Raw genomic sequence first — 20,468 nt, forward strand, 5'->3', positions numbered from 1 at the left:
ACGGTCTGCCGCCTCAGGACACTGAGCCCCATGTATAAAGATTTGAAATTCCCGGTCCTGATCGTCCATCGCGACATCAAGGCCGACACGGTTGCCGGTGACCGCGTGCGTGGCATCGCCCGGGAGCTGGAGCAGGAAGGTTTCAGCATTCTCAGCGCGGTGGATTACACCGAAGGGCGGCTCGTCGCATCGACCCATCACGGCCTGTCGTGCATGTTGATCGCCGCCGAAGACGCCAGTACGAATTCTCATTTGTTACACAATATGGCCGAATTGATCGGCCTGGCCCGGGTGCGCGCGCCGGACTTGCCGATTTTCGCCCTGGGCGAGCAAGTCACCCTGGAAAACGCCCCGGCCGACGCCATGGCCGAGCTCAATCAACTGCGCGGCATTCTGTACCTGTTCGAAGACACCGTGCCGTTCCTTGCCCGCCAAGTCGCGCGGGCGGCGCGCAAGTACCTGGACGGTCTGTTGCCACCATTCTTCAAGGCCCTGGTGCAGCACACCGCCGATTCCAACTATTCCTGGCACACCCCCGGCCACGGTGGTGGCGTGGCGTATCACAAGAGCCCGGTGGGGCAGGCGTTTCACCAGTTTTTCGGGGAAAACACCCTGCGTTCGGATTTGTCGGTGTCGGTGCCGGAACTCGGTTCGCTGCTCGACCACACCGGCCCGTTGGCCGAGGCCGAAGCGCGAGCCGCGCGCAATTTCGGCGCCGATCACACCTTTTTCGTGATCAACGGTACCTCCACGGCGAACAAGATCGTCTGGCATTCCATGGTCGCCCGGGATGACCTGGTGCTGGTGGATCGCAACTGCCACAAGTCGGTGCTGCACTCGATCATCATGACCGGCGCCATCCCGCTGTACCTGTGCCCGGAGCGCAATGAGCTGGGGATCATCGGCCCGATTCCGTTGAGCGAGTTCAGCCGCGAGTCGATCCAGGCCAAGATCGACGCCAGCCCACTGACCAAGGGCCGCGAGCCCAAGGTCAAACTGGCGGTGGTGACCAATTCCACCTACGACGGCCTCTGCTACAACGCCGAGCTGATCAAGCAGAACCTCGGCAACAGCGTCGAGGTCTTGCACTTCGACGAAGCCTGGTACGCCTACGCGGCGTTTCACGAGTTCTTCGCCGGGCGCTTCGGCATGGGCACCTCGCGCAGCGAAGACAGCCCGTTGGTGTTCACCACCCATTCCACGCACAAACTGTTGGCGGCGTTCAGCCAGGCGTCGATGATCCACGTGCAGGACGGTGGTGCGCGGCAACTGGATCGCGACCGTTTCAATGAAGCGTTCATGATGCACATCTCTACTTCGCCGCAATACAGCATCATCGCTTCGCTGGACGTAGCCTCGGCGATGATGGAAGGGCCGGCCGGGCGTTCGCTGTTGCAGGAAATGTTCGACGAAGCCCTGAGTTTCCGCCGGGCCCTGGCCAATCTGCGCCAGCACATTGCCGCGGATGACTGGTGGTTTTCCATCTGGCAACCGCCATCGGTGGAAGGCATCACCCAGGTCATCACTGAAGACTGGCTGCTGCAACCCGACGCCGACTGGCACGGCTTTGGCGGCGTGACCGATGACTACGTGCTGCTCGATCCGATCAAGGTCACCCTGGTGATGCCGGGCCTGACCGCGGGCGGCGCCTTGAGCGAGCGCGGGATTCCGGCAGCGGTGGTCAGCAAATTCCTTTGGGAGCGCGGGCTGGTGGTGGAGAAGACCGGGCTGTATTCGTTCCTGGTGCTGTTCTCCATGGGCATCACCAAGGGCAAATGGAGCACGTTGCTCACCGAGTTGCTGGAGTTCAAGCGCAGTTACGACGCCAATGTCAGCCTGAACACCTGCCTGCCGTGCGTCGCCCAGGAAAATCCGGCGCGTTATCAAGGCATGGGCCTGCGGGATCTGTGCGATCAACTGCACGCTTGCTACCGCAGCAATGCCACGGCCAAGCACCTCAAACGCATGTACACCGTGCTGCCGGAAATCGCCATGAAGCCCGCCGACGCCTATGATCAATTGGTGCGCGGTGAGGTGGAGGCGGTGTCGATCGACGCCCTGGATGGGCGAATCGCCGCCGTGATGCTGGTGCCGTACCCGCCAGGAATTCCGTTGATCATGCCCGGTGAGCGCTTCACCGAGTCGACCCGATCGATCATCGATTACTTGGCATTTGCCCGTACCTTCGACAGCAGCTTCCCGGGATTTGTCGCCGATGTGCACGGATTGCAACACGAAGACGAGGGCAATGGACGGCACTACACCGTCGATTGCATCAAGGAATGAGGACCTTTCCCAGCATGCAACCGGTCATGAATCCGAAATACCCAGGGCTGTCGGTGCGCGTTGCCGACGATGGTTTTGCGGCCTACATCTGGGGCAGCGATTTCAGTTTTGAAGTCGCCGCCTATGGTGCTGCCGAAATCGGCAAGCCGGTGGCGCAGTGGCCGGTGACGCCAATCACCCCTTATCGAAAGTGCTACGGCATCGATCCGGAAGAGTTCAGCAGTTTCCGCGATGCCGCCGACAGTGCGATTTTCATGGCGTACCTGGATGACGAGCCGGTGGGCCATCTGGTGATCAGCACCAACTGGAACGGCTTCGCCCATATCGACGAACTGGCGGTGCATGCGCCGGCGCGGCGGCATGGCGTGGCCAAGTCGTTGCTGGATGTCGCACAGTTCTGGAGCCGCAAGAAAAAGCTGCCGGGCATCATGCTCGAAACCCAGAACAACAACCTGGGCGCTTGTCGACTCTATGAGCGCTGCGGTTATCAGATTGGCGGGATCGATCATCTGCGCTATCGCGGTATCGACCCGAACACCGCCGAAGTGGCGTTGTTCTGGTATCGGTTGTTCGATAACCCGTTGGAAAACCCGCTCAGCTCGCCAACATCGCCGCGGCTTGTTCCGTGATGATCGCCAGCAACGCCTCAACGGCGGGCGAGGGCTCGCCGTTCTTCAAGGTCAGGGCGTAGAGGCTGATCGGCACGGCCGGCGCCAGCGGGCAGGCGTCGAGTCCGGACGATTTGGCGCCGAGGGCGGTGAACGGGTCGACGATGGCCAGGCCTTCACCGGCCTCGACCATGCTGCGCATCATCTGATGAGTCTGGACGCGGGTCTGGATCACCAGGGCCGGACGCAGCGCCTGTAACTTGGTCTCCAGCGCCGGGCTCAACGGGTCGTGACCGTCGAGGCCAACCATCGACTGACCGGCCAGATCCTGTACCGACACATACTTCTGCTTGGGTTGCAGCCAGCCGTGAGGTGCCAGTAACTGGAGTTTGCCCTGGGCAATCACCTGGCAATCGATATCGGCGTGGTCGGGGTCGTGCAGGCTCAGGCCCAGATCGCTTTCGCGCAACAGCAGGCTGCGGACGATTTCGCGGGTGGGTTGGCTCAGGAGGGTGCACGGCGCATCGGGGAAACGTCGGCGCAGGGCCGCAATGCTGTGGGGCAATAACTGTTGGGCCAGCGGCGGCGTGCCGATGACGCGCAGCGGTGGCGCCAGGTATTGCTTGAGACTGTTGGCCAGGCGCTGCACCGGCTCGAGAGCTTCATAGACGTGAGCGATTTCGACCTGCAACTCCCGCGCCTCGCGCGTGGCCTGCAAGCGGCCGCGCACGCTGGAAAACAGCATGAAGCCCAACTGACCCTCGGCGTCGCGCAAAATCCCTTCGACCTCGGTCACCGGCAACTGCAGCCATTCGGCGGCGGTGCCCAGGTGACCGGTCTGCAAGAGCGCCTGGATCACTTCGATATGACGTAAACGCATGCGTGAAGTCCATGTTCAGCAGGTGAGGGAGTCAGTGGCTGAATCCTAACTCAAGTGCGTGCATATGACTTCTGCTCATAACACAGGGTTATGAAGCGACGGTGGTTTCCGGCAGGCTACCGACGTAGGTGTCGGGTTCGCGAACGATAGTGACATCCGACTGGATCAACAGAAACTGGTTGTCGTCGAGCTTTTTAACACGATCGCCAATGGCCAGCTTATAGGTGGTGACAGGCTCCGTGCCGCCGAGCCCGTCTGCCGACGGGGTGGATTCCTGGAACTCATGCACGGAATAAACGCGGCCTTCCGCGTCTCTTGCATGGAACTGACCGACGAGTACTGCTGCCATCTGCTTAGAACCTCTGGAGATAAATCACTCAATTTGCGGTTCTGTAGACCGTGGTTGGGCGAGGTAAGTTTTCCTACAGGAAAAAAATAGTCAGGGGCGGCGATTTTCGCTCGCCCGCTGATCGAATCGTCATCTATAACTACAGGCTCTTTCCATCGGACAGTCGAGAATCTTCCATGAGCAACGTCTATACGATCGCCGTTGTGGTCGGCAGCTTGAGAAAAGAATCGATCAACCGCAAGGTCGCATTGGCCCTGGCTGATCTGGCGCCTGCCAATCTGAAATTGAACATCGTCGAAATTGGCGACTTGCCGCTCTACAACGAAGACATCGATGGCGCTTCACCGCCGGCAGCCTACAGCACTTTCCGACAACAAGTGAGCTCATCCGACGCAGTGCTGTTCGTGACCCCGGAATACAACCGTTCCGTGCCGGCGCCGTTGAAGAATGCGATTGATGTGGGATCGCGTCCTTATGGCAAGAGTGCCTGGAGCGGTAAACCGGGAGGCGTGATCAGTGTTTCGCCGGGCGCGGTGGGCGGTTTCGGCGCCAATCATCACTTGCGCCAGTCCATGGTGTTTCTCAATGTGCCGTGCATGCAGCAGCCGGAAGCCTATCTCGGCGGGGCGGGGACGGCATTTGACGAGGCGGGCAAACTGTCGGAATCCGTAAAGCCGTTTTTGCAGAGCTTCATCAATGCCTACGGGCAATGGGTGGAACAACACAAAAAAGTCTGACAACTGACCTGTAGGAGCGAAGCTTGCTCGCGAAAGCGGTGTGTCAGTCAGCATCGATGTTGAATGGGACGACGCCTTCGCGAGCAAGCTTCGCTCCTACAGGGGGTAGGGCGCTCAAGCAATCGGCTACAAATCATCGTCTCCATTTCCGACAGCCAGGCGGCGGTTTGATGTTCGATCACAAACACTTCATGGTTGAACAGCGGTTGTCGCACGGCGTCCGGCTCGCAGGTCAGGCAGATCAAACGTTTGATCCGGGTTAGCCAGTCCAGGTCGTTGGCCTGTACCACCTGTTCGTCCAGGTGCCGTAACAATTCATCGAGGGAATGCCGGATATAACCGGACAACAAGGCTTCTTTGCTCGGGAAATAATCGTACAGCGTGCCAATGGCCACGCCTGCTTCCAGTGCGACTTCGCGGGTGGTCAGCCCCGACCAGCCGTCGCGCTGCCAAATCCGAACAAACGCCTGGTAAATTGCCTCGACGGTGAAGATCGCGCGCGCCTGACTTGGCCGTTTCAGCGGTTTGGCGCGGGGATTGACGGTTGCCGCGCCATCCTTGGTGTTTCCGAACCCGCTTTTCATGGGCTGCGACTACTCTGGTGCTTCCGCTACTCACTCGCAGCAGGAGTTTGAAAGATGCAAAGCCCGAGCACGGTAACACGGCTCATCACCCGTAAAAATGCCCTTGACCAGAGCCGGATCGAACAGGAACAACGCAGCCTGATCCCGGCACCCGGTGAGATCATCCTGAAGATCGATCGCTGCGCGTTGACCACCAACAACATTACCTACGCGGCGTATGGTGATTCGATGAACTACTGGGGGTTCTTTCCTACGGGGTTGACGGAATGGGGCCACATCCCGGCGTGGGGGTTTGCCGATGTCGTGGCATCGGATGTCGTGGGCATCAAGGTGGGTGAGCGCTTCTACGGTTACTTCCCGATTGCCAGCCATTTGTGGATGCGTCCGGGCCGGGTTACCGAGCGCGGCTTTTACGATTCGGCCGAACACCGCCAGGCGTTGGCCTCGGCCTACAACCAATACACCCGTTGCAGTTGGGATTCGTACTACACGCCAGGCACCGAAAACCTGCAGATTTTGCTCAAGCCGCTGTTCCTGACGTCGTGGATGTTGGCGGACTTCCTACAAGACAAGGCGTTTTTCGGTGCAACCCGGGTGGTGTTCTCCAGTGCATCGAGCAAAACCGCTTTTGGCACCGCAATGTGCCTGGAAAACAGTCCCGGCCTGGAACGGATAGCCCTGACCTCGGCCGATAACAAAGCCTTTGTCGAAACCCTGGGTTGTTACGAACGCACGGTGTCTTATGCCGAACTGGAGAGCCTGCCCAATGATCGTCCGACGCTATATGTGGATTTTTCCGGCGACCTCAAGCTGCGCGACCGTGTGCATCAGCATTTCGCCGCTCGATTGGTCTACAGCTGTTTCGCCGGCTCCGCCCAGAGCACCGATAAGGCGCAACTGACCGCGATCTCCGGGCCGCAGCCGGTGTTCTTTTTTGCGCCGATCCAGATTCGCAAACGCAATGCCGAATGGGGCCCGGAACAGGTCAGCCAGCATATTGGCGAAGGGTTGCAGCGGTTTTATGGGTTGTTGACGGCCACGTCCACGCCGTTGCTCGAGGTGGTTGAGAGTGAAGGCTATGAAGCCGCGCAACGTGTAATATCCCGGCTGTTTCATGGGCAGGTTGCGCCGGGCGAAGGGCATGTCATCAAGTTGTAATTACTGACCCAACAACAATCCCTGTAGGAGCGAAGCTTGCCCGCGAAGGCGTCGTCACATTCAACATCAATGTTGACTGACACGACGCCTTCGCGGGCAAGCTTCGCTCCTACAGGGGATTCAGGTGTGGCGGGATTTTGCGTCCGTCCACGGAATTATCGCCCCGGCCTTTCACTCTGTTGCATGTCCCCCATCCCGATTGTCTGTTCAAGGCTGCTGTGCATGCTCATTGCGTCGTTGATTTTCCTGCTGACCATCACCTTGGTGATCTGGCAACCCAAAGGCCTCGGCGTTGGCTGGAGTGCGGTGTTTGGCGCGGTGTTGGCGCTGCTCTTCGGGGTGGTGCACCTCAGTGACATCCCGCTGGTGTGGCAGATTATCTGGAACGCCACCGGCACCTTTGTCGCACTGATTATCATCAGCCTGTTGCTGGACGAAGCCGGGTTCTTTGCCTGGGCGGCGTTGCACGTGGCGCGCTGGGGCAAGGGCAGCGGGCGCAAGCTGTTTGCCTTTATGGTGTTGCTCGGGGCATTGGTGTCGGCGTTGTTTGCCAATGACGGCGCGGCGCTGATTCTCACGCCGATCGTGATTTCCATGTTGCTGGCGCTGCGCTTTTCGCCCGCCGCAACCCTGGCGTTCGTGATGGGCGCCGGGTTTATCGCCGACACCGCGAGCCTGCCGCTGGTGGTGTCGAACCTGGTGAACATCGTTTCCGCCGACTTCTTCCATATCGGCTTCAATCGCTATGCGGCGGTGATGATTCCGGTCAACTTCGTCAGCGTCGCCGCCACACTGGGCATGTTGATGTGGTTTTTCCGCAAGGACATTCCCAAGGCCTACGACCCCGAACAACTGGAAGACCCGGCCACGGCGATCCACGACAAAGCCACGTTTTATGCCGGTTGGGCGGTGTTGGTGATCCTGCTGGTCGGTTGCTTCGCCCTGGAGCCGTTGGGCATTCCGATCAGCGCGATTTCAGCGGTGTGCGCGGCCTTGCTGCTGGCCATCGCCGCCCGCGGCCACAAGATTTCCACGCGCAAGGTGATGAAAGAGGCGCCGTGGCAGATCGTGATTTTCTCCCTCGGTATGTACCTGGTGGTCTACGGCCTGCGCAACGCCGGGCTCACCGATTACCTGGCCGGTTGGTTGAACGGCTTTGCCGGTTACGGCGTCTGGGGCGCGGCGATGGGCACCGGGGTGCTGACGGCGCTGCTGTCATCGATCATGAACAATTTGCCGACGGTGCTGATCGGCCTGCTCTCCATTGATGCGAGCCAGGCCACGGGCGTGGTCAAGGAAGCGATGATCTACGCCAACGTCATCGGCAGCGACCTGGGGCCGAAAATTACCCCGATCGGCAGTCTGGCGACGTTGTTGTGGCTGCATGTGCTGGAGCGCAAGAACATCAAGATTGGCTGGGGGTATTACTTCAAGGTCGGGATTGTGCTGACGGTGCCGGTGTTGCTGGTGACGTTGGCGGCGTTGGCGGTGCGGTTGTCCATTTAAACCGTGGCGGCCCATTCGCGGGCAAGCCTCGCTCCTACAGATTGTCCGCGCGTCCTTGTAGGAAGCGAGGCTTGCCCGCGAAGAGGCCCGCCCAGACACCACAAATCCTCAACCACTGCCCGGCACATTCGGCCAAAGATCCGCCACCAGAAACAGCCGTTCGGCTTCTTCCCAATCCCCGTTGGCATTCTCGACCAGCCGCACCATCAACTGCGCCGGCGCCAACGGCTCAAGTTCGCCGAGCCAGGTCCGCAACTGTTCGGTGGTCCAGGTCTGCTCCGCCGGATAATGCGCCGGCGCCAGCCAGGCATGGCGGGGCAGGGGTTGCCAGCGTCCGGACGGGCGCTGCACGACAAAGTCCGCCCAATCCTTCTGATGCAGCCAGCTGCCGCGCAAATGCTGCGGATGCGCGCCGCTCGGCGAGTTAGACTGCCCCGGCCACGGATACAGCAGGTAGCCGCCCAGCCACAAATGCGCGCTGAACTGCTGGATATCCAGCGCTGCCAGCACTTCACGACTTTCCGGCCGGGCGGAAATCGGCAGTTGATGCTGGCTCAAGTGCGCCAGTTTGCGGTCCAGCCGATCGTGACAGCCGGGGCCGAGCCACTGGGCGGTGTCGTGGCCATCGCCATTCTGCGGGCCGAGGTAGAGCTTGATTGCCAGCTCCAGGTGATGCACGCCATCGCGATCACGCAGCAGCATGTCCAGCTCACCGAGGGTGTGACCCTCGCGGCGGATCGGCAGGTTGGCGGCGATCAACTCGATACCCGGCGCATGCCGCACCGCGTATTGCCACAAGCGCTCGTAATACAGGCCCAGGCGCCGGGTGCGCGACTGCGCGAGCCAGTGCAGCAAGTCATAACTGTCGCGATCCAGTTGCCGCAACCAGCGTTCCAGGCCTTCCGGCGCCTGCACCCAATCGCTGCCGGCCAGCGGATGACGCTGCGGCCACGGCGGTTCGCCGAGCATCGGCGGTGCGAGGATGACCCACGCCAGGTCGCGCACTTCCGGGTGGCGTAACTGGTGGGGTAGCTGGAGCAAATCCGGGAATAAGATCATTCTGCGAGCATAGCCTCTTAAGTCATGGCTTAAAGGATTTTGTCTATCCCGCGCTTTCGCCCATAATCGTCGCTTTAGCCCGACGCAGAACCTCGCAGGAGCCCCATGGAGCAATTTCGTAATATCGGCATCATCGGTCGCCTGGGCAGTTCGCAGGTGCTGGATACCGTCCGCCGACTGAAACGGTTTCTGCTCGATCGTCACCTGCACGTGATCCTCGAAGACACCATCGCCGAAGTCCTGCCGGGACACGGCCTGCAAACCTCGTCGCGCAAGATGCTCGGCGAAGTCTGTGACATGGTGATTGTGGTCGGTGGTGACGGCAGTCTGTTGGGCGCTGCCCGCGCGCTGGCCCGCCACAACATTCCGGTGCTTGGGATCAACCGTGGCAGCCTGGGCTTCCTGACCGACATTCGCCCGGATGAGCTGGAAGTCAAAGTCGCCGAAGTGCTCGACGGCCACTACCTGGTGGAAAACCGCTTCCTGCTGCAGGCCGAAGTCCGCCGCCACGCCGAGGCCATCGGTCAGGGCGATGCGCTGAACGACGTGGTGCTGCACCCCGGCAAATCGACGCGAATGATCGAGTTCGAGCTGTACATCGACGGCCAGTTCGTCTGCAGCCAGAAGGCCGACGGCCTGATCGTCGCCACGCCGACCGGTTCGACCGCTTATGCACTCTCTGCGGGTGGCCCGATCATGCATCCCAAGCTCGACGCTATTGTGATTGTGCCGATGTACCCCCATACCTTGTCAGGCCGGCCAATTGTGGTCGACGGCAACAGTGAGCTGAAAATCGTCGTGTCCAAGGATATGCAGATCTACCCGCAAGTCTCCTGTGATGGGCAGAACCATTTCACCTGCGCGCCGGGTGACACCATCACCATCAGCAAAAAAGCCCAGAAGTTGCGGCTGATCCATCCTCTCGACCACAACTATTATGAAGTGTGCCGGACCAAGCTTGGCTGGGGCAGTCGGTTGGGTGGTGGAGGCGACTGATGCTCGATCCCGCGCGTAGCTACGACCTGATCGGTGACGTGCACGGTTGCGCTCTGACCCTTGAGCACTTGCTCGACCGGCTCGGTTATCACAAACACGGTGGCGTCTGGCGGCATCCGTCGCGTATGGCGGTGTTCGTCGGTGACATCATCGACCGCGGCCCACGCATTCGTGAAGCGCTGCACATCGTCCACGACATGGTCGAGGCCGGCCAGGCGCTGTGCATCATGGGCAACCATGAATTCAATGCCCTCGGCTGGAGCACCCCGGCGCCGCCCGGCAGCGGCAAGCAGTTCGTGCGCGAACACACCCCGCGCCACGCCCGATTGCTGGGGGAAACCCTGACTCAGTTTGAAGATCATCCGGGCGACTGGCATGACTTCCAGCAATGGTTCTACGACCTGCCATTGTTCGTCGACGCCGGGCGTTTCCGCGTGGTGCATGCCTGCTGGGATTCGGGCCTGATCGAACCGTTGCGCGCGCTATTTCCCGACGGTTGCGTTGATGAACACTTCCTCCAGGCCTCGGCCGTGCCCGGCAGTTTTGCCTGCACCGTGTTCGACCGCCTGCTGCGCGGCACCGACATGCGCCTGCCCGATGGCCAGACCATGACCAGTGGCGATGGCCTGACGCGTTCGTTCTTCCGCACCAAATTCTGGGAAGACGACCCGCAAACCTACGGAGACATTGTGTTCCAGCCTGACGCCTTGCCCGAGCCGGTGGCCCGTACGCCATTGTCTTCCACTGAGAAAAACACCTTGCTGCGCTATGGCATCGACGAGCCGTTGCTGTTCGTCGGGCACTATTGGCGCAGCGGCAAACCGGCGCCGATCCGGCCGAACCTGGCCTGCCTGGATTACAGCGCGGTGCTGTACGGCAAACTGGTGGCTTACCGCCTGGACCAGGAAACCCGGCTCGACCCGCATAAGTTTGTCTGGGTCGACGTTGAGCGGCCGGAGGCCTTGCGATGAGTAAGGTGGCGGTTTTGCGTCTGCCGTTGGCGGTGGACTTGAGCGGCTTCGTCAAGCTGCTGCAACGCATGCAAGTGCCCCATCGCGTCAGCGAAGAGGCGGGCGAGCAAGTGCTGTGGGTGCCGGCCAACATCAGCGAGGACGTGCGTTCGCTGTACGAACGCTTCCCGGCGGGTGATCCGGATCAACAACTGGACATCCCGGTAGCGCAGACCCCACGCCGTCCCGGCCTGGTCGAGCAATTGCGCCACAGCAAGGCGACCGCAGGCATTCTGCTGTTGTGCCTGATCGTCGGCGCGGTGACGGTGCTCGGTGAAAACCTCAACACCCTGCACTGGTTCACCTTCCTCGATTTCCGCGTAATCGGTGACTACATCGAGTTCACGCCGCTGGACGAAGGTCTGGCGGCGGGGCAGTGGTGGCGCCTGGTGACGCCGATGCTGATCCACTTCGGCTTCCTGCACCTGGCCATGAACGGCATGTGGTACTGGGAACTGGGGCGGCGCATCGAGGCGCGGCAGGGCAGCGTCAACCTGATCGGCCTGACGTTGCTGTTCAGCCTGGTGTCCAACTACGCCCAGTACTGGTTCAGCGGTGCGACCTTGTTTGGTGGTCTGTCCGGCGTGCTGTACGGCTTGCTCGGGCACTGCTGGATCTTCCAGCTGCTGTCGCCGAACCCAGCCTATCGTTTACCCCGCGGCGTGCTGGTGATGATGCTGGTCTGGCTGGTGGTGTGCATGTCCGGGCTGATCTCGATGATCGGCTTCGGTGAAATTGCCAACGCCGCCCACGTCGGCGGGTTACTCATCGGATGCTTCACCGGTTTGTTGGGTGGTTTGTACAACCGCCGTAAACTCGCCGTCTAAATAGTTATGTCAATAAAGAGCGCGGAGACCCTGATGTCCTCTTTTAACGAAATGATCAAGAACATCACCCCGGACATCTACCAGAGCCTGAAACTGGCGGTGGAAATCGGCAAATGGTCCGACGGTGGCAAACTCACCGCCGAGCAGCGCGAACTGTCCCTGCAAGCGATGATCGCCTGGGAAATCCAGAACCTGCCCGAGGAACAACGCACCGGCTACATGGGCCCGCAGGAATGCAGTTCCAAGTCGATCAGCGTGCCGAACATTCTGTTCAAGTCGGATGCCATCCATTGATCGAGATTGGCCGCGGTGCAATCAGCAAAATGTCGGCACGCCTGGACGGGCCGAACGTGCAGTACGCTTTTCGTCTGGGCGACACTGAGGTGCCGGTCAATCCCTTGATCGGCTCGACGGTACGCCTGGAATACTTGGGGGCGATTTTCTGCTCCCATTGCGGACGCAAGACCAAAACCAGTTTCAGCCAGGGTTACTGCTACCCGTGCATGACCAAACTGGCCCAGTGCGACATCTGCATCATGAGCCCGGAGCGTTGTCACTTCGATGCCGGTACCTGCCGTGAGCCGGAGTGGGGCCAGACGTTCTGCATGACCGATCACATCGTCTACCTGTCCAACTCGTCGGGGGTGAAAGTCGGGATTACCCGCGCCAACCAGATGCCCACCCGCTGGATCGACCAGGGCGCTCGTCAGGCATTGCCGATCATGCGCGTCTCCACCCGTCAGCAGTCGGGCTTCGTCGAAGATCTGTTCCGCAGCCAAGTGGCTGACAAGACCAATTGGCGTGCTTTACTCAAGGGCGACGCGGCATCGGTGGACCTGGCTGCGGTTCGCGATCAACTATTCGATAGCTGCGCTGAAGGTTTGCAAGGTTTGCAGGAACGATTCGGCCTACAGGCAATCCAGACTATTGCCGATGTCGATGTCCTCGAGATCCGCTATCCGATCGAGCAATACCCGGCCAAAATCGTCAGCTTCAACCTGGACAAGAATCCGATTGCCGAAGGCACGCTGTTGGGAATCAAGGGCCAATACCTGATCTTCGACACCGGCGTGATCAATATTCGTAAATACACGGCCTATCAACTCGCCGTGCATAGTTAAGGACTCCAGCATGCGCACCGAACAACCGAAGATGATCTACCTGAAGGACTATCAGGCGCCCGAGTACCTGATCGACGAGACGCACCTGACCTTCGAGTTGTTCGAGGACCACAGCCTGGTCCATGCGCAACTGGTGATGCGCCGCAATCCCGAGCGCGGCCCGGGCCTGCCACCGCTGGTGCTCGATGGCCAGCAGCTGGAGTTGTTGTCGGTGAACCTGGCCGACCGCGAACTGACCGCCGCCGACTATGTGTTGACCGAGAACCACCTGACCCTGCACCCCAAGAGCGAACGCTTCACGGTCGACACCAGCGTGCGCATCCACCCGGAAACCAACACCGCGCTGGAAGGTTTGTACAAATCCAGTGGGATGTTTTGCACCCAGTGCGAGGCCGAAGGCTTCCGCAAGATCACCTATTACCTCGACCGCCCGGACGTGATGAGCAAGTTCACCACCACCGTGGTCGCCGAGCAGCACAGCTATCCGGTGCTGCTGTCCAACGGCAACCCGATCGCCTCGGGCCCTGGCGAAGACGGCCGGCACTGGGCGAGCTGGGAAGACCCGTTCATGAAACCGGCGTACCTGTTTGCGCTGGTGGCCGGTGACTTGTGGTGCGTCGAAGACACCTTCACCACCATGACCGAGCGCACCGTCGCGCTGCGCATCTATGTCGAGCCGGAAAACATCGACAAGTGCCAGCACGCCATGAACAGCCTGAAGAAGTCGATGCGCTGGGACGAAGAGGTCTACGGTCGCGAATACGATCTGGACATCTTCATGATCGTCGCGGTCAACGACTTCAACATGGGCGCCATGGAGAACAAGGGCCTCAACATCTTCAACTCCAGCGCCGTGCTGGCCCGGGCCGAAACCGCCACCGACGCCGCGCACCAGCGGGTCGAAGCGATCGTCGCCCACGAATACTTCCACAACTGGTCGGGCAACCGCGTGACCTGCCGCGACTGGTTCCAGTTGTCGCTCAAGGAAGGCTTCACCGTGTTCCGCGATTCCGGCTTCTCCGCCGACATGAACTCGGCCACGGTCAAGCGCATCCAGGACGTGGCTTACCTGCGCACCCACCAGTTCGCCGAAGACGCCGGCCCCATGGCCCACGCCGTGCGCCCGGACAGCTTTATCGAGATTTCCAACTTCTACACACTGACCGTGTACGAAAAGGGCTCGGAAGTGGTCGGCATGATCCACACCTTGCTCGGCGCCGAAGGCTTCCGCAAAGGCAGCGACCTGTACTTCGATCGCCATGACGGCCAGGCCGTGACCTGTGACGATTTCATCAAGGCCATGGAAGACGCCAATGGCGTTGACCTGACCCAGTTCAAACGCTGGTACAGCCAGGCCGGTACACCGCGTTTGGCGGTGAGCGAGTCCTACGACGCGGCGGCGAAAACCTACAGCCTGACCTTCCGCCAGAGCTGCCCGGCCACCCCGGACAAAGTTGAAAAGCTGCCGTTCGTGATTCCGGTGGAATTGGGGCTGCTGGACACCAAAGGTGCGGCGATTGCGCTGCGTCTGTCGGGCGAAGCTTCGGCACAGGGCACTTCGCGGGTCATCTCGGTGACTGAAGCCGAACAGACTTTCACTTTCGTTGACATCGCTGAACAGCCATTGCCTTCGCTGCTGCGCGGTTTCTCGGCGCCGGTGAAGCTGAGTTTCCCGTACAACCGCGATCAACTGATGTTCCTGATGCAGCACGACAGCGATGGCTTTAATCGCTGGGATGCCGGTCAGCAACTGTCGGTGCAGGTGCTGCAAGAACTGATTGCCCAGCAGCAGAAGGGCGAGAAACTGGTGCTGGATCAGCGCCTGATTTCGGCATTGCAAACTGTGCTGAGCGACGAAACGCTGGACCAGGCCATGGTCGCGGAAATGCTGTCGCTGCCGGGTGAGGCGTATCTGACAGAAATCAGCGAAGTGGCTGATGTTGACGCTATTCACATCGCTCGCGAATTTGCCCGCAAGCAATTGGCGGAAGGTTTGTTCGAAGCGCTGTGGCTGCGTTATCAGGCCAACCGCGACCTGTCGAAGAAAACCCCGTACGTGGCCGAGGCCGAGCACTTCGCCCGTCGTGCGTTGCAGAACATTGCGCTGTCGTACCTGATGCTCAGCGGCAAGCCTGAGGTGTTGGCGGCGACGCTTGAACAGTTCGAAACCAGCGACAACATGACCGAGCGTTTGACGGCGTTGGCGGTGTTGGTCAATTCGTCGTTCGAAGACGAGAAGGCCAAGGCATTGGCCAGTTTTGCCGAGCACTTCAAGGACAATCCGCTGGTTATGGACCAGTGGTTCAGTGTTCAGGCGGGGAGCACGTTGCCGGGTGGTTTGGCGCGGGTTCGTCAGTTGATGGAGCATCCGGCGTTCAATATGAAGAACCCGAACAAGGTGCGGGCGCTGGTGGGTGCGTTTGCCGGGCAGAACCTGATCAACTTCCATGCGGCGGATGGCAGCGGGTATCGCTTCCTGGCGGATCTGGTGATTGAGTTGAACGGGTTTAACCCGCAGATCGCCTCACGCCAACTGGCGCCGCTGACTCGCTGGCGCAAATATGACGATGCTCGTCAGGCGTTGATGAAAGGGGAGCTGGAGCGGATTCGCGCTTCGGGGCAGCTGTCCAGCGATGTGTTTGAAGTGGTCAGCAAAAGCCTGGCCTGAGTCTGGCTCGCTCCCCCAGGGTTCACCCGGAACCCTTGTGGGAGCGGGCTTGCTCGCGAAGGCGGCCTCACTGCCGACCGGGATTTTTGATCGGGTACATATCCATTGCTGCGGTAACGGCTTCTTATGGTTCCGCTCTTACAGCGGGTCACTTTGGAAGAGCGCCAAAGTAACCAAAACGCTTTCGCCCCTGACGTACGGTGCCTCGCTGTGGCTCGGCATGCCCTCACTCCGGTCCTGCTCCGTGGGCCCGCCGCCATCGGCCATCCATGGCCGGGGGCGGCTACCGCGGCATCCCTGCCGCGGTGCCCACTGCGCAGAACCTCCGCTCGGCCGTCCGACGGGGCAGATCAAAAGCAAGATCAAGATCAAGGTCAAGGTCAAGGTCAAGGTCAAGGTCAAGGTCAAGGTCAAGGTCAAGGTCAAGGTCAAGGTCAAGGTCAAGGTCAAAAGATCGCAGCCTCGTTTCACTCGGCAGCTCCTACGGGGGGTGTGTTTGTGATCGTTCCCACGCTCTGCGTGGGAATGCCGCCGGGGACGCTCTGCGTTCCGCTAACGACGCAAGTCTGAATCCTGCGCGCTGGTGACGCAGAGCGTCACGGGATGCATGCCCACGCGGAGCGTCGGCACGAGCGGTCGCTCGGGTGTACGCGCAGGCGAAACAGGCCGGCCGGTAGGCCGCCTCGCCGTGCGATGCACGCCCCCTCGAGAGGCGGAGTGGAGGTTCTGCGTAGTGGGCAACCCGGCATGGATGCCGGGTTAGCCGCCCCCGGCCATGGATGGCCGATGGCGGCGGGCCCACGGAGCAGGACCGGAGCGAGGGCATGCCGAGCCTAAGCGAGGCACCGAACGAAAGGGGCAAAAGCGCTTTGGTTACTTTCGCGCTTTTCGAAAGTGACTCGCTGTAAGAGCGAAACCGCCAGCCGCCGTTACCGAAGAAACGGATATACACACAAAAATCACCCCACCTGATACCCAACCATTCACCGACACCCCATACCCCTCAGGTTAACAAAACATAACGTGGCGTCGATTGTCAGACCTTTCCAAAGCCCGATAGGATAAGCCAGCTTCCGAAGGGGCTCTGGGTTGCGGGTTTCAGGACTATGCTCCTAACCAGTCAATCGCCACGAGCACCCTTACGGCGCCCTGAAAGGTTGAACGACCTAACAATAATAATGGGGGAAGGTCTATGAGTGAGCCTGTCATGGGTGTGGGTATTTGCCGCCCGCCGGCATTACGCAAGTACGCGTTGCTGGCTACAGCGCTCTCGCTGTTGGGCTGTGCCGCGTTGTCGGCACCGGTGCTGGCCGCCGACGCGCCGGCAGCCGATGCCGTTTATTCCGTTGAGTCCGCCAAGGCCGCCAAAAGCCTGATGCTCGATGTCGTCCACGCCGGCAAACGCCTGGTGGCGGTCGGGGATCGCGGGCACATTCTGTATTCCGATGACCAGGGTTCGACCTGGACCCAGGCCAAGGTGCCGACCCGGCAACTGCTCACGGCGGTGTTCTTTGTCGACGACAAACACGGCTGGGCCGTCGGCCATGACGCGCAAATCCTCGCCAGCGAAGACGGCGGCGTCACCTGGACCAAACAATTCGAAGACCTCAAACGCGAATCGCCGCTGCTCGACGTCTGGTTCAAGGACGTCAACAGCGGCTTTGCCGTGGGCGCGTATGGCGCGTTGATGGAAACCACCGACGGCGGCAAAAACTGGGAAGACGCCAGTGACCGCCTCGACAACGAAGACCAGTTCCACCTCAACGCCATCGCCGCCGTCAAGGATGCCGGGCTGTTCATCGTCGGCGAGCAGGGCAGCATGTTCCGCTCCGCCGATTGGGGGCAGACCTGGGAAAAGCTCGAAGGCCCGTATGAAGGCTCGCTGTTCGGCGTAATCGGCACCGCTCAACCCAACACGCTGCTGGCTTACGGCTTGCGCGGAAACCTGTTTCGCTCCACCGATTTCGGCACCACCTGGGAGCCGGTCGAGCTGAAAGCCGCACGCGGCACCCTGGAGTTCGGCCTGTCCGGCGCTACGCTGCTGGAGGACGGCTCCATCGTCATCGTCGGCAACGGCGGCTCGGTGATCAGCAGCAGCGACAACGGCGAAACCTTCTCCGTGTTCAACCGACCGGACCGGATTTCCGTGTCGTCGGTGACGGCTGCAGGTAACGGCAATCTGATTCTGGCAGGACAGGGCGGCGTTCGCGCCACTTCGCCAACCGGCGCCGAGCTGGGCAAATAAGCCGGGCCACATAATAAGAAGGGCGGAGCTATGACATCCATGACAAGTCATCATCAAGACAAGGCGACGTTTCTCGAACGCCTGATTTTCAACAACCGCCCGGCAGTGATCGTCATCTGCCTGCTGGTGAGCATCTTTCTGTTCTGGCAAGCGACGCTGATCCGGCCGTCCACCAGTTTCGAAAAAATGATCCCGCTCGAGCATCCGTTCATTCAGAAGATGATGGAGCACCGCAACGATCTGGCGAACCTGGGCAACACCGTGCGCATCTCGGTGGAAGCCACTGACGGCGATATCTTCTCCAAGGAGTACATGGAGACCCTGCGCCAGATCAACGACGAAGTGTTCTACATCTCTGGCGTCGACCGTTCCGGCCTCAAGTCGCTGTGGAGCCCGAGCGTGCGCTGGACCGAGGTGACGGAGGAGGGCTTTGCCGGTGGCGAAGTGATCCCGCAGAGCTATAACGGCTCCCAGCAAAGCCTCGACCTGCTGCGCAACAACGTGCTCAAGTCCGGCCAGGTCGGGCGCCTGGTGTCCAACGACTTCAAGTCGAGCATCGTCGACATCCCGCTGCTGGAGTCCTACCCGGACCCCCAGGACCAGGGCAAGTTGCTGGCCCTGGACTACCGCAAGTTCTCCCACGAGCTGGAAGACAAGATCCGCGACAAGTTTGAAAAACAGAACCCCAACGTGCAAATCCACATCGTCGGTTTCGCCAAGAAAGTCGGCGACCTGATCGATGGCCTTGTCATGGTGGTGATGTTCTTCGGCATCGCCTTCGTCATCACCCTGATCTTGTTGTACTGGTTCACCAACTGCATGCGCAGCACCGTGGCGGTGTTGAGTACGACGCTGGTGGCGGTGGTCTGGCAACTCGGCTTGATGCACTTCTTCGGTTTCGGGCTCGATCCGTATTCGATGCTGGTGCCGTTCCTGATCTTCGCCATCGGTATTTCCCACGGCGTGCAGAAAATCAACGGCATCGCCTTGCAGTCCAGCGAGGCGGACAACGCCCTGACCGCGGCGCGACGTACCTTCCGCCAACTGTTTCTGCCGGGGATGATCGCGATCCTTGCGGATGCGGTGGGCTTTATCACGCTGCTGATTATCGACATCGGCGTGATCCGCGAGCTGGCCATCGGCGCGTCCATCGGCGTGGCGGTGATCGTGTTCACCAACCTGATCCTGCTGCCGGTGGCGATTTCCTACGTCGGCATCAGCAAACGTGCGGTCGAGCGCAGCAAGAAGGACGCGCACCGCGAACACCCGTTCTGGCGCCTGCTGTCGAACTTCGCCAGCCCGAAAGTTGCACCGATCTCCATTGCCCTGGCCCTGATCGCCTTTGGCGGCGGCCTCTGGTACAGCCAGAACCTGAAAATCGGCGACCTCGATCAGGGCGCGCCGGAGCTGCGTCCGGACTCGCGCTACAACAAGGACAACAACTTCATCATCAGCAACTACTCCACCAGTTCCGATGTGTTGGTGGTGATGGTCAAGACCAAGGCCGAAGGCTGCTCGCGCTACGAAGCCATGGCGCCGATCGACGAGCTGATGTGGAAGATGCAGAACACCGAGGGCGTGCAGTCGGCGATCTCATTGGTGACCGTGTCCAAGCAGATGATCAAGGGTATGAACGAAGGCAACCTGAAATGGGAAACCCTGTCGCGCAACCCGGACGTGCTGAACAATTCCATCGCCCGGGCTGACGGCTTGTACAACAACAGCTGTTCCCTGGCGCCGGTGCTGGTGTTCCTCAACGATCACAAGGCCGCCACGCTTGACCGCGCGGTGCATGCGGTGCAGGACTTCGCCAAGGACAACAACAAGGACGGCCTGGAATTCATCCTCGCCGCTGGTAACGCCGGGATCGAAGCGGCGACCAACGAAGTGATCAAGGAATCGGAGCTGACGATCCTGATCCTGGTGTACATCTGCGTCGCGACCATGTGCATGATTACCTTCCGTTCCTGGGCGGCGACCCTGTGCATCGTGTTGCCGCTGGTGCTGACCTCGGTGCTCGGCAACGCCCTGATGGCGTTCATGGGCATCGGCGTGAAAGTTGCGACCCTGCCGGTGGTGGCGCTGGGGGTGGGGATCGGCGTGGACTACGGCATCTACATTTATAGCCGCCTGGAAAGCTTCCTGCGTGCCGGTTTGCCGCTGCAAGAGGCGTATTACCAGACGCTGAAGTCCACCGGTAAAGCCGTGCTGTTCACCGGCCTGTGCCTGGCCATCGGCGTGTGCACCTGGATCTTCTCGGCCATCAAGTTCCAGGCCGACATGGGTCTGATGCTGACCTTCATGCTGTTGTGGAACATGTTCGGCGCACTGTGGCTGTTGCCGGCGCTGGCACGGTTCCTGATCAAACCGGAGAAACTGGCGGGGCAGAAGGGCAATTCGTTGTTTGCCCACTGACCTTCAGCGATGGAGCAAA

The 20,468-nt window shown here is 60.5% G+C and carries 18 protein-coding genes; 14 read left to right on the top strand and 4 right to left on the bottom strand.

The window, feature by feature from the left end:
• Positions 1-30 precede the first annotated feature (30 nt).
• Together HKK52_RS01960 and HKK52_RS01965 are read left to right on the top strand one after the other, a co-directional pair.
• Entirely contained in the window at positions 31-2,286 is a 2,256-nt protein-coding gene (locus HKK52_RS01960; protein ID WP_169369092.1) for an Orn/Lys/Arg decarboxylase N-terminal domain-containing protein, read from the top strand.
• Between the two features lie 14 nt (positions 2,287-2,300).
• Positions 2,301-2,915, top strand: coding sequence for a GNAT family N-acetyltransferase (locus HKK52_RS01965; protein WP_169369093.1), 615 nt, complete (start codon positions 2,301-2,303; stop codon positions 2,913-2,915).
• Here the strand turns inward: HKK52_RS01965 and HKK52_RS01970 are convergent.
• Both HKK52_RS01970 and HKK52_RS01975 read right to left on the bottom strand, forming a co-directional pair.
• Positions 2,881-3,774, bottom strand: a complete 894-nt coding sequence (locus HKK52_RS01970) for a LysR substrate-binding domain-containing protein (protein ID WP_169369094.1) — start codon at positions 3,772-3,774, stop codon at positions 2,881-2,883. The two genes, HKK52_RS01965 and HKK52_RS01970, sit on opposite strands and share 35 nt — an antisense overlap.
• Before the next feature lie 88 nt (positions 3,775-3,862).
• Positions 3,863-4,123, bottom strand: coding sequence for a hypothetical protein (locus tag HKK52_RS01975; RefSeq protein ID WP_169369095.1), 261 nt, complete (start codon positions 4,121-4,123; stop codon positions 3,863-3,865).
• Between the two features lie 176 nt (positions 4,124-4,299).
• On the opposite strand from HKK52_RS01975, the gene HKK52_RS01980 reads away from it, so the two are divergent.
• Positions 4,300-4,860 carry an NADPH-dependent FMN reductase gene (locus tag HKK52_RS01980; RefSeq protein ID WP_133836173.1) on the top strand — a complete coding sequence of 187 codons (561 nt, stop codon included), beginning with the start codon at positions 4,300-4,302 and terminating at the stop codon, positions 4,858-4,860.
• 47 nt (positions 4,861-4,907) lie between these two features.
• Here the strand turns inward: HKK52_RS01980 and HKK52_RS01985 are convergent, their stop codons facing one another.
• On the bottom strand, positions 4,908-5,444 hold the full coding sequence (locus tag HKK52_RS01985) for a TetR/AcrR family transcriptional regulator (RefSeq protein WP_169369096.1): 537 nt from the start codon (positions 5,442-5,444) through the stop codon (positions 4,908-4,910).
• Positions 5,445-5,498: 54 nt separating this feature from the next.
• On the opposite strand from HKK52_RS01985, the gene HKK52_RS01990 reads away from it, so the two are divergent.
• A complete protein-coding gene (locus tag HKK52_RS01990) occupies positions 5,499-6,602 on the top strand; it encodes a DUF2855 family protein (protein ID WP_169369097.1) in 1,104 nt (367 codons plus the stop codon).
• Between the two features lie 222 nt (positions 6,603-6,824).
• Positions 6,825-8,108: an arsenic transporter gene (locus HKK52_RS01995; protein WP_169369098.1), complete on the top strand. Its 1,284-nt coding sequence runs from the start codon at positions 6,825-6,827 to the stop codon at positions 8,106-8,108.
• A 108-nt stretch (positions 8,109-8,216) separates the two neighbouring features.
• On the opposite strand, the gene HKK52_RS02000 is transcribed toward HKK52_RS01995, so the two are convergent.
• A complete protein-coding gene (locus HKK52_RS02000) occupies positions 8,217-9,167 on the bottom strand; it encodes a DUF1853 family protein (RefSeq protein WP_169369099.1) in 951 nt (316 codons plus the stop codon).
• A gap of 105 nt (positions 9,168-9,272) precedes the next feature.
• Between HKK52_RS02000 and HKK52_RS02005 the strand changes: the two genes are divergently transcribed.
• The 9 genes from HKK52_RS02005 (at position 9,273) to HKK52_RS02045 (ending at position 20,449) form a co-directional block, all read left to right on the top strand.
• Positions 9,273-10,163: an NAD(+) kinase gene (locus HKK52_RS02005; protein ID WP_010459816.1), complete on the top strand. Its 891-nt coding sequence runs from the start codon at positions 9,273-9,275 to the stop codon at positions 10,161-10,163.
• Positions 10,160-11,134: a metallophosphoesterase gene (locus HKK52_RS02010; protein ID WP_429515923.1), complete on the top strand. Its 975-nt coding sequence runs from the start codon at positions 10,160-10,162 to the stop codon at positions 11,132-11,134. Before HKK52_RS02005 ends, HKK52_RS02010 begins: the two co-directional genes overlap by 4 nt.
• Positions 11,131-12,000: a rhomboid family intramembrane serine protease gene (locus tag HKK52_RS02015; RefSeq protein WP_169369101.1), complete on the top strand. Its 870-nt coding sequence runs from the start codon at positions 11,131-11,133 to the stop codon at positions 11,998-12,000. The genes HKK52_RS02010 and HKK52_RS02015 overlap by 4 nt, the downstream gene beginning before the upstream one ends.
• A gap of 33 nt (positions 12,001-12,033) precedes the next feature.
• On the top strand, positions 12,034-12,294 hold the full coding sequence (locus tag HKK52_RS02020) for a YeaC family protein (RefSeq protein ID WP_054047564.1): 261 nt from the start codon (positions 12,034-12,036) through the stop codon (positions 12,292-12,294).
• Positions 12,291-13,121, top strand: coding sequence for a DUF2797 domain-containing protein (locus tag HKK52_RS02025; RefSeq protein ID WP_178117437.1), 831 nt, complete (start codon positions 12,291-12,293; stop codon positions 13,119-13,121). Before HKK52_RS02020 ends, HKK52_RS02025 begins: the two co-directional genes overlap by 4 nt.
• Positions 13,122-13,131: 10 nt before the next feature.
• The gene (gene pepN, locus HKK52_RS02030) at positions 13,132-15,789 is read left to right on the top strand and encodes an aminopeptidase N (protein WP_169369103.1); all 2,658 of its coding nucleotides are present in this window, start codon (positions 13,132-13,134) and stop codon (positions 15,787-15,789) included.
• Between the two features lie 244 nt (positions 15,790-16,033).
• Positions 16,034-16,291, top strand: a complete 258-nt coding sequence (locus tag HKK52_RS02035) for a hypothetical protein (protein WP_169368735.1) — start codon at positions 16,034-16,036, stop codon at positions 16,289-16,291.
• Between the two features lie 690 nt (positions 16,292-16,981).
• Positions 16,982-18,034 (top strand): WD40/YVTN/BNR-like repeat-containing protein, encoded by a 1,053-nt coding sequence (locus tag HKK52_RS02040; protein ID WP_169369104.1) that lies wholly within the window; start codon positions 16,982-16,984, stop codon positions 18,032-18,034.
• Positions 18,035-18,073: 39 nt separating this feature from the next.
• Entirely contained in the window at positions 18,074-20,449 is a 2,376-nt protein-coding gene (locus HKK52_RS02045; RefSeq protein WP_429515129.1) for an efflux RND transporter permease subunit, read from the top strand.
• Positions 20,450-20,468 lie beyond the last annotated feature (19 nt).

Origin of the sequence: Pseudomonas sp. ADAK2 (assembly GCF_012935755.1) — a bacterium.
Lineage (GTDB): Bacteria > Pseudomonadota > Gammaproteobacteria > Pseudomonadales > Pseudomonadaceae > Aquipseudomonas.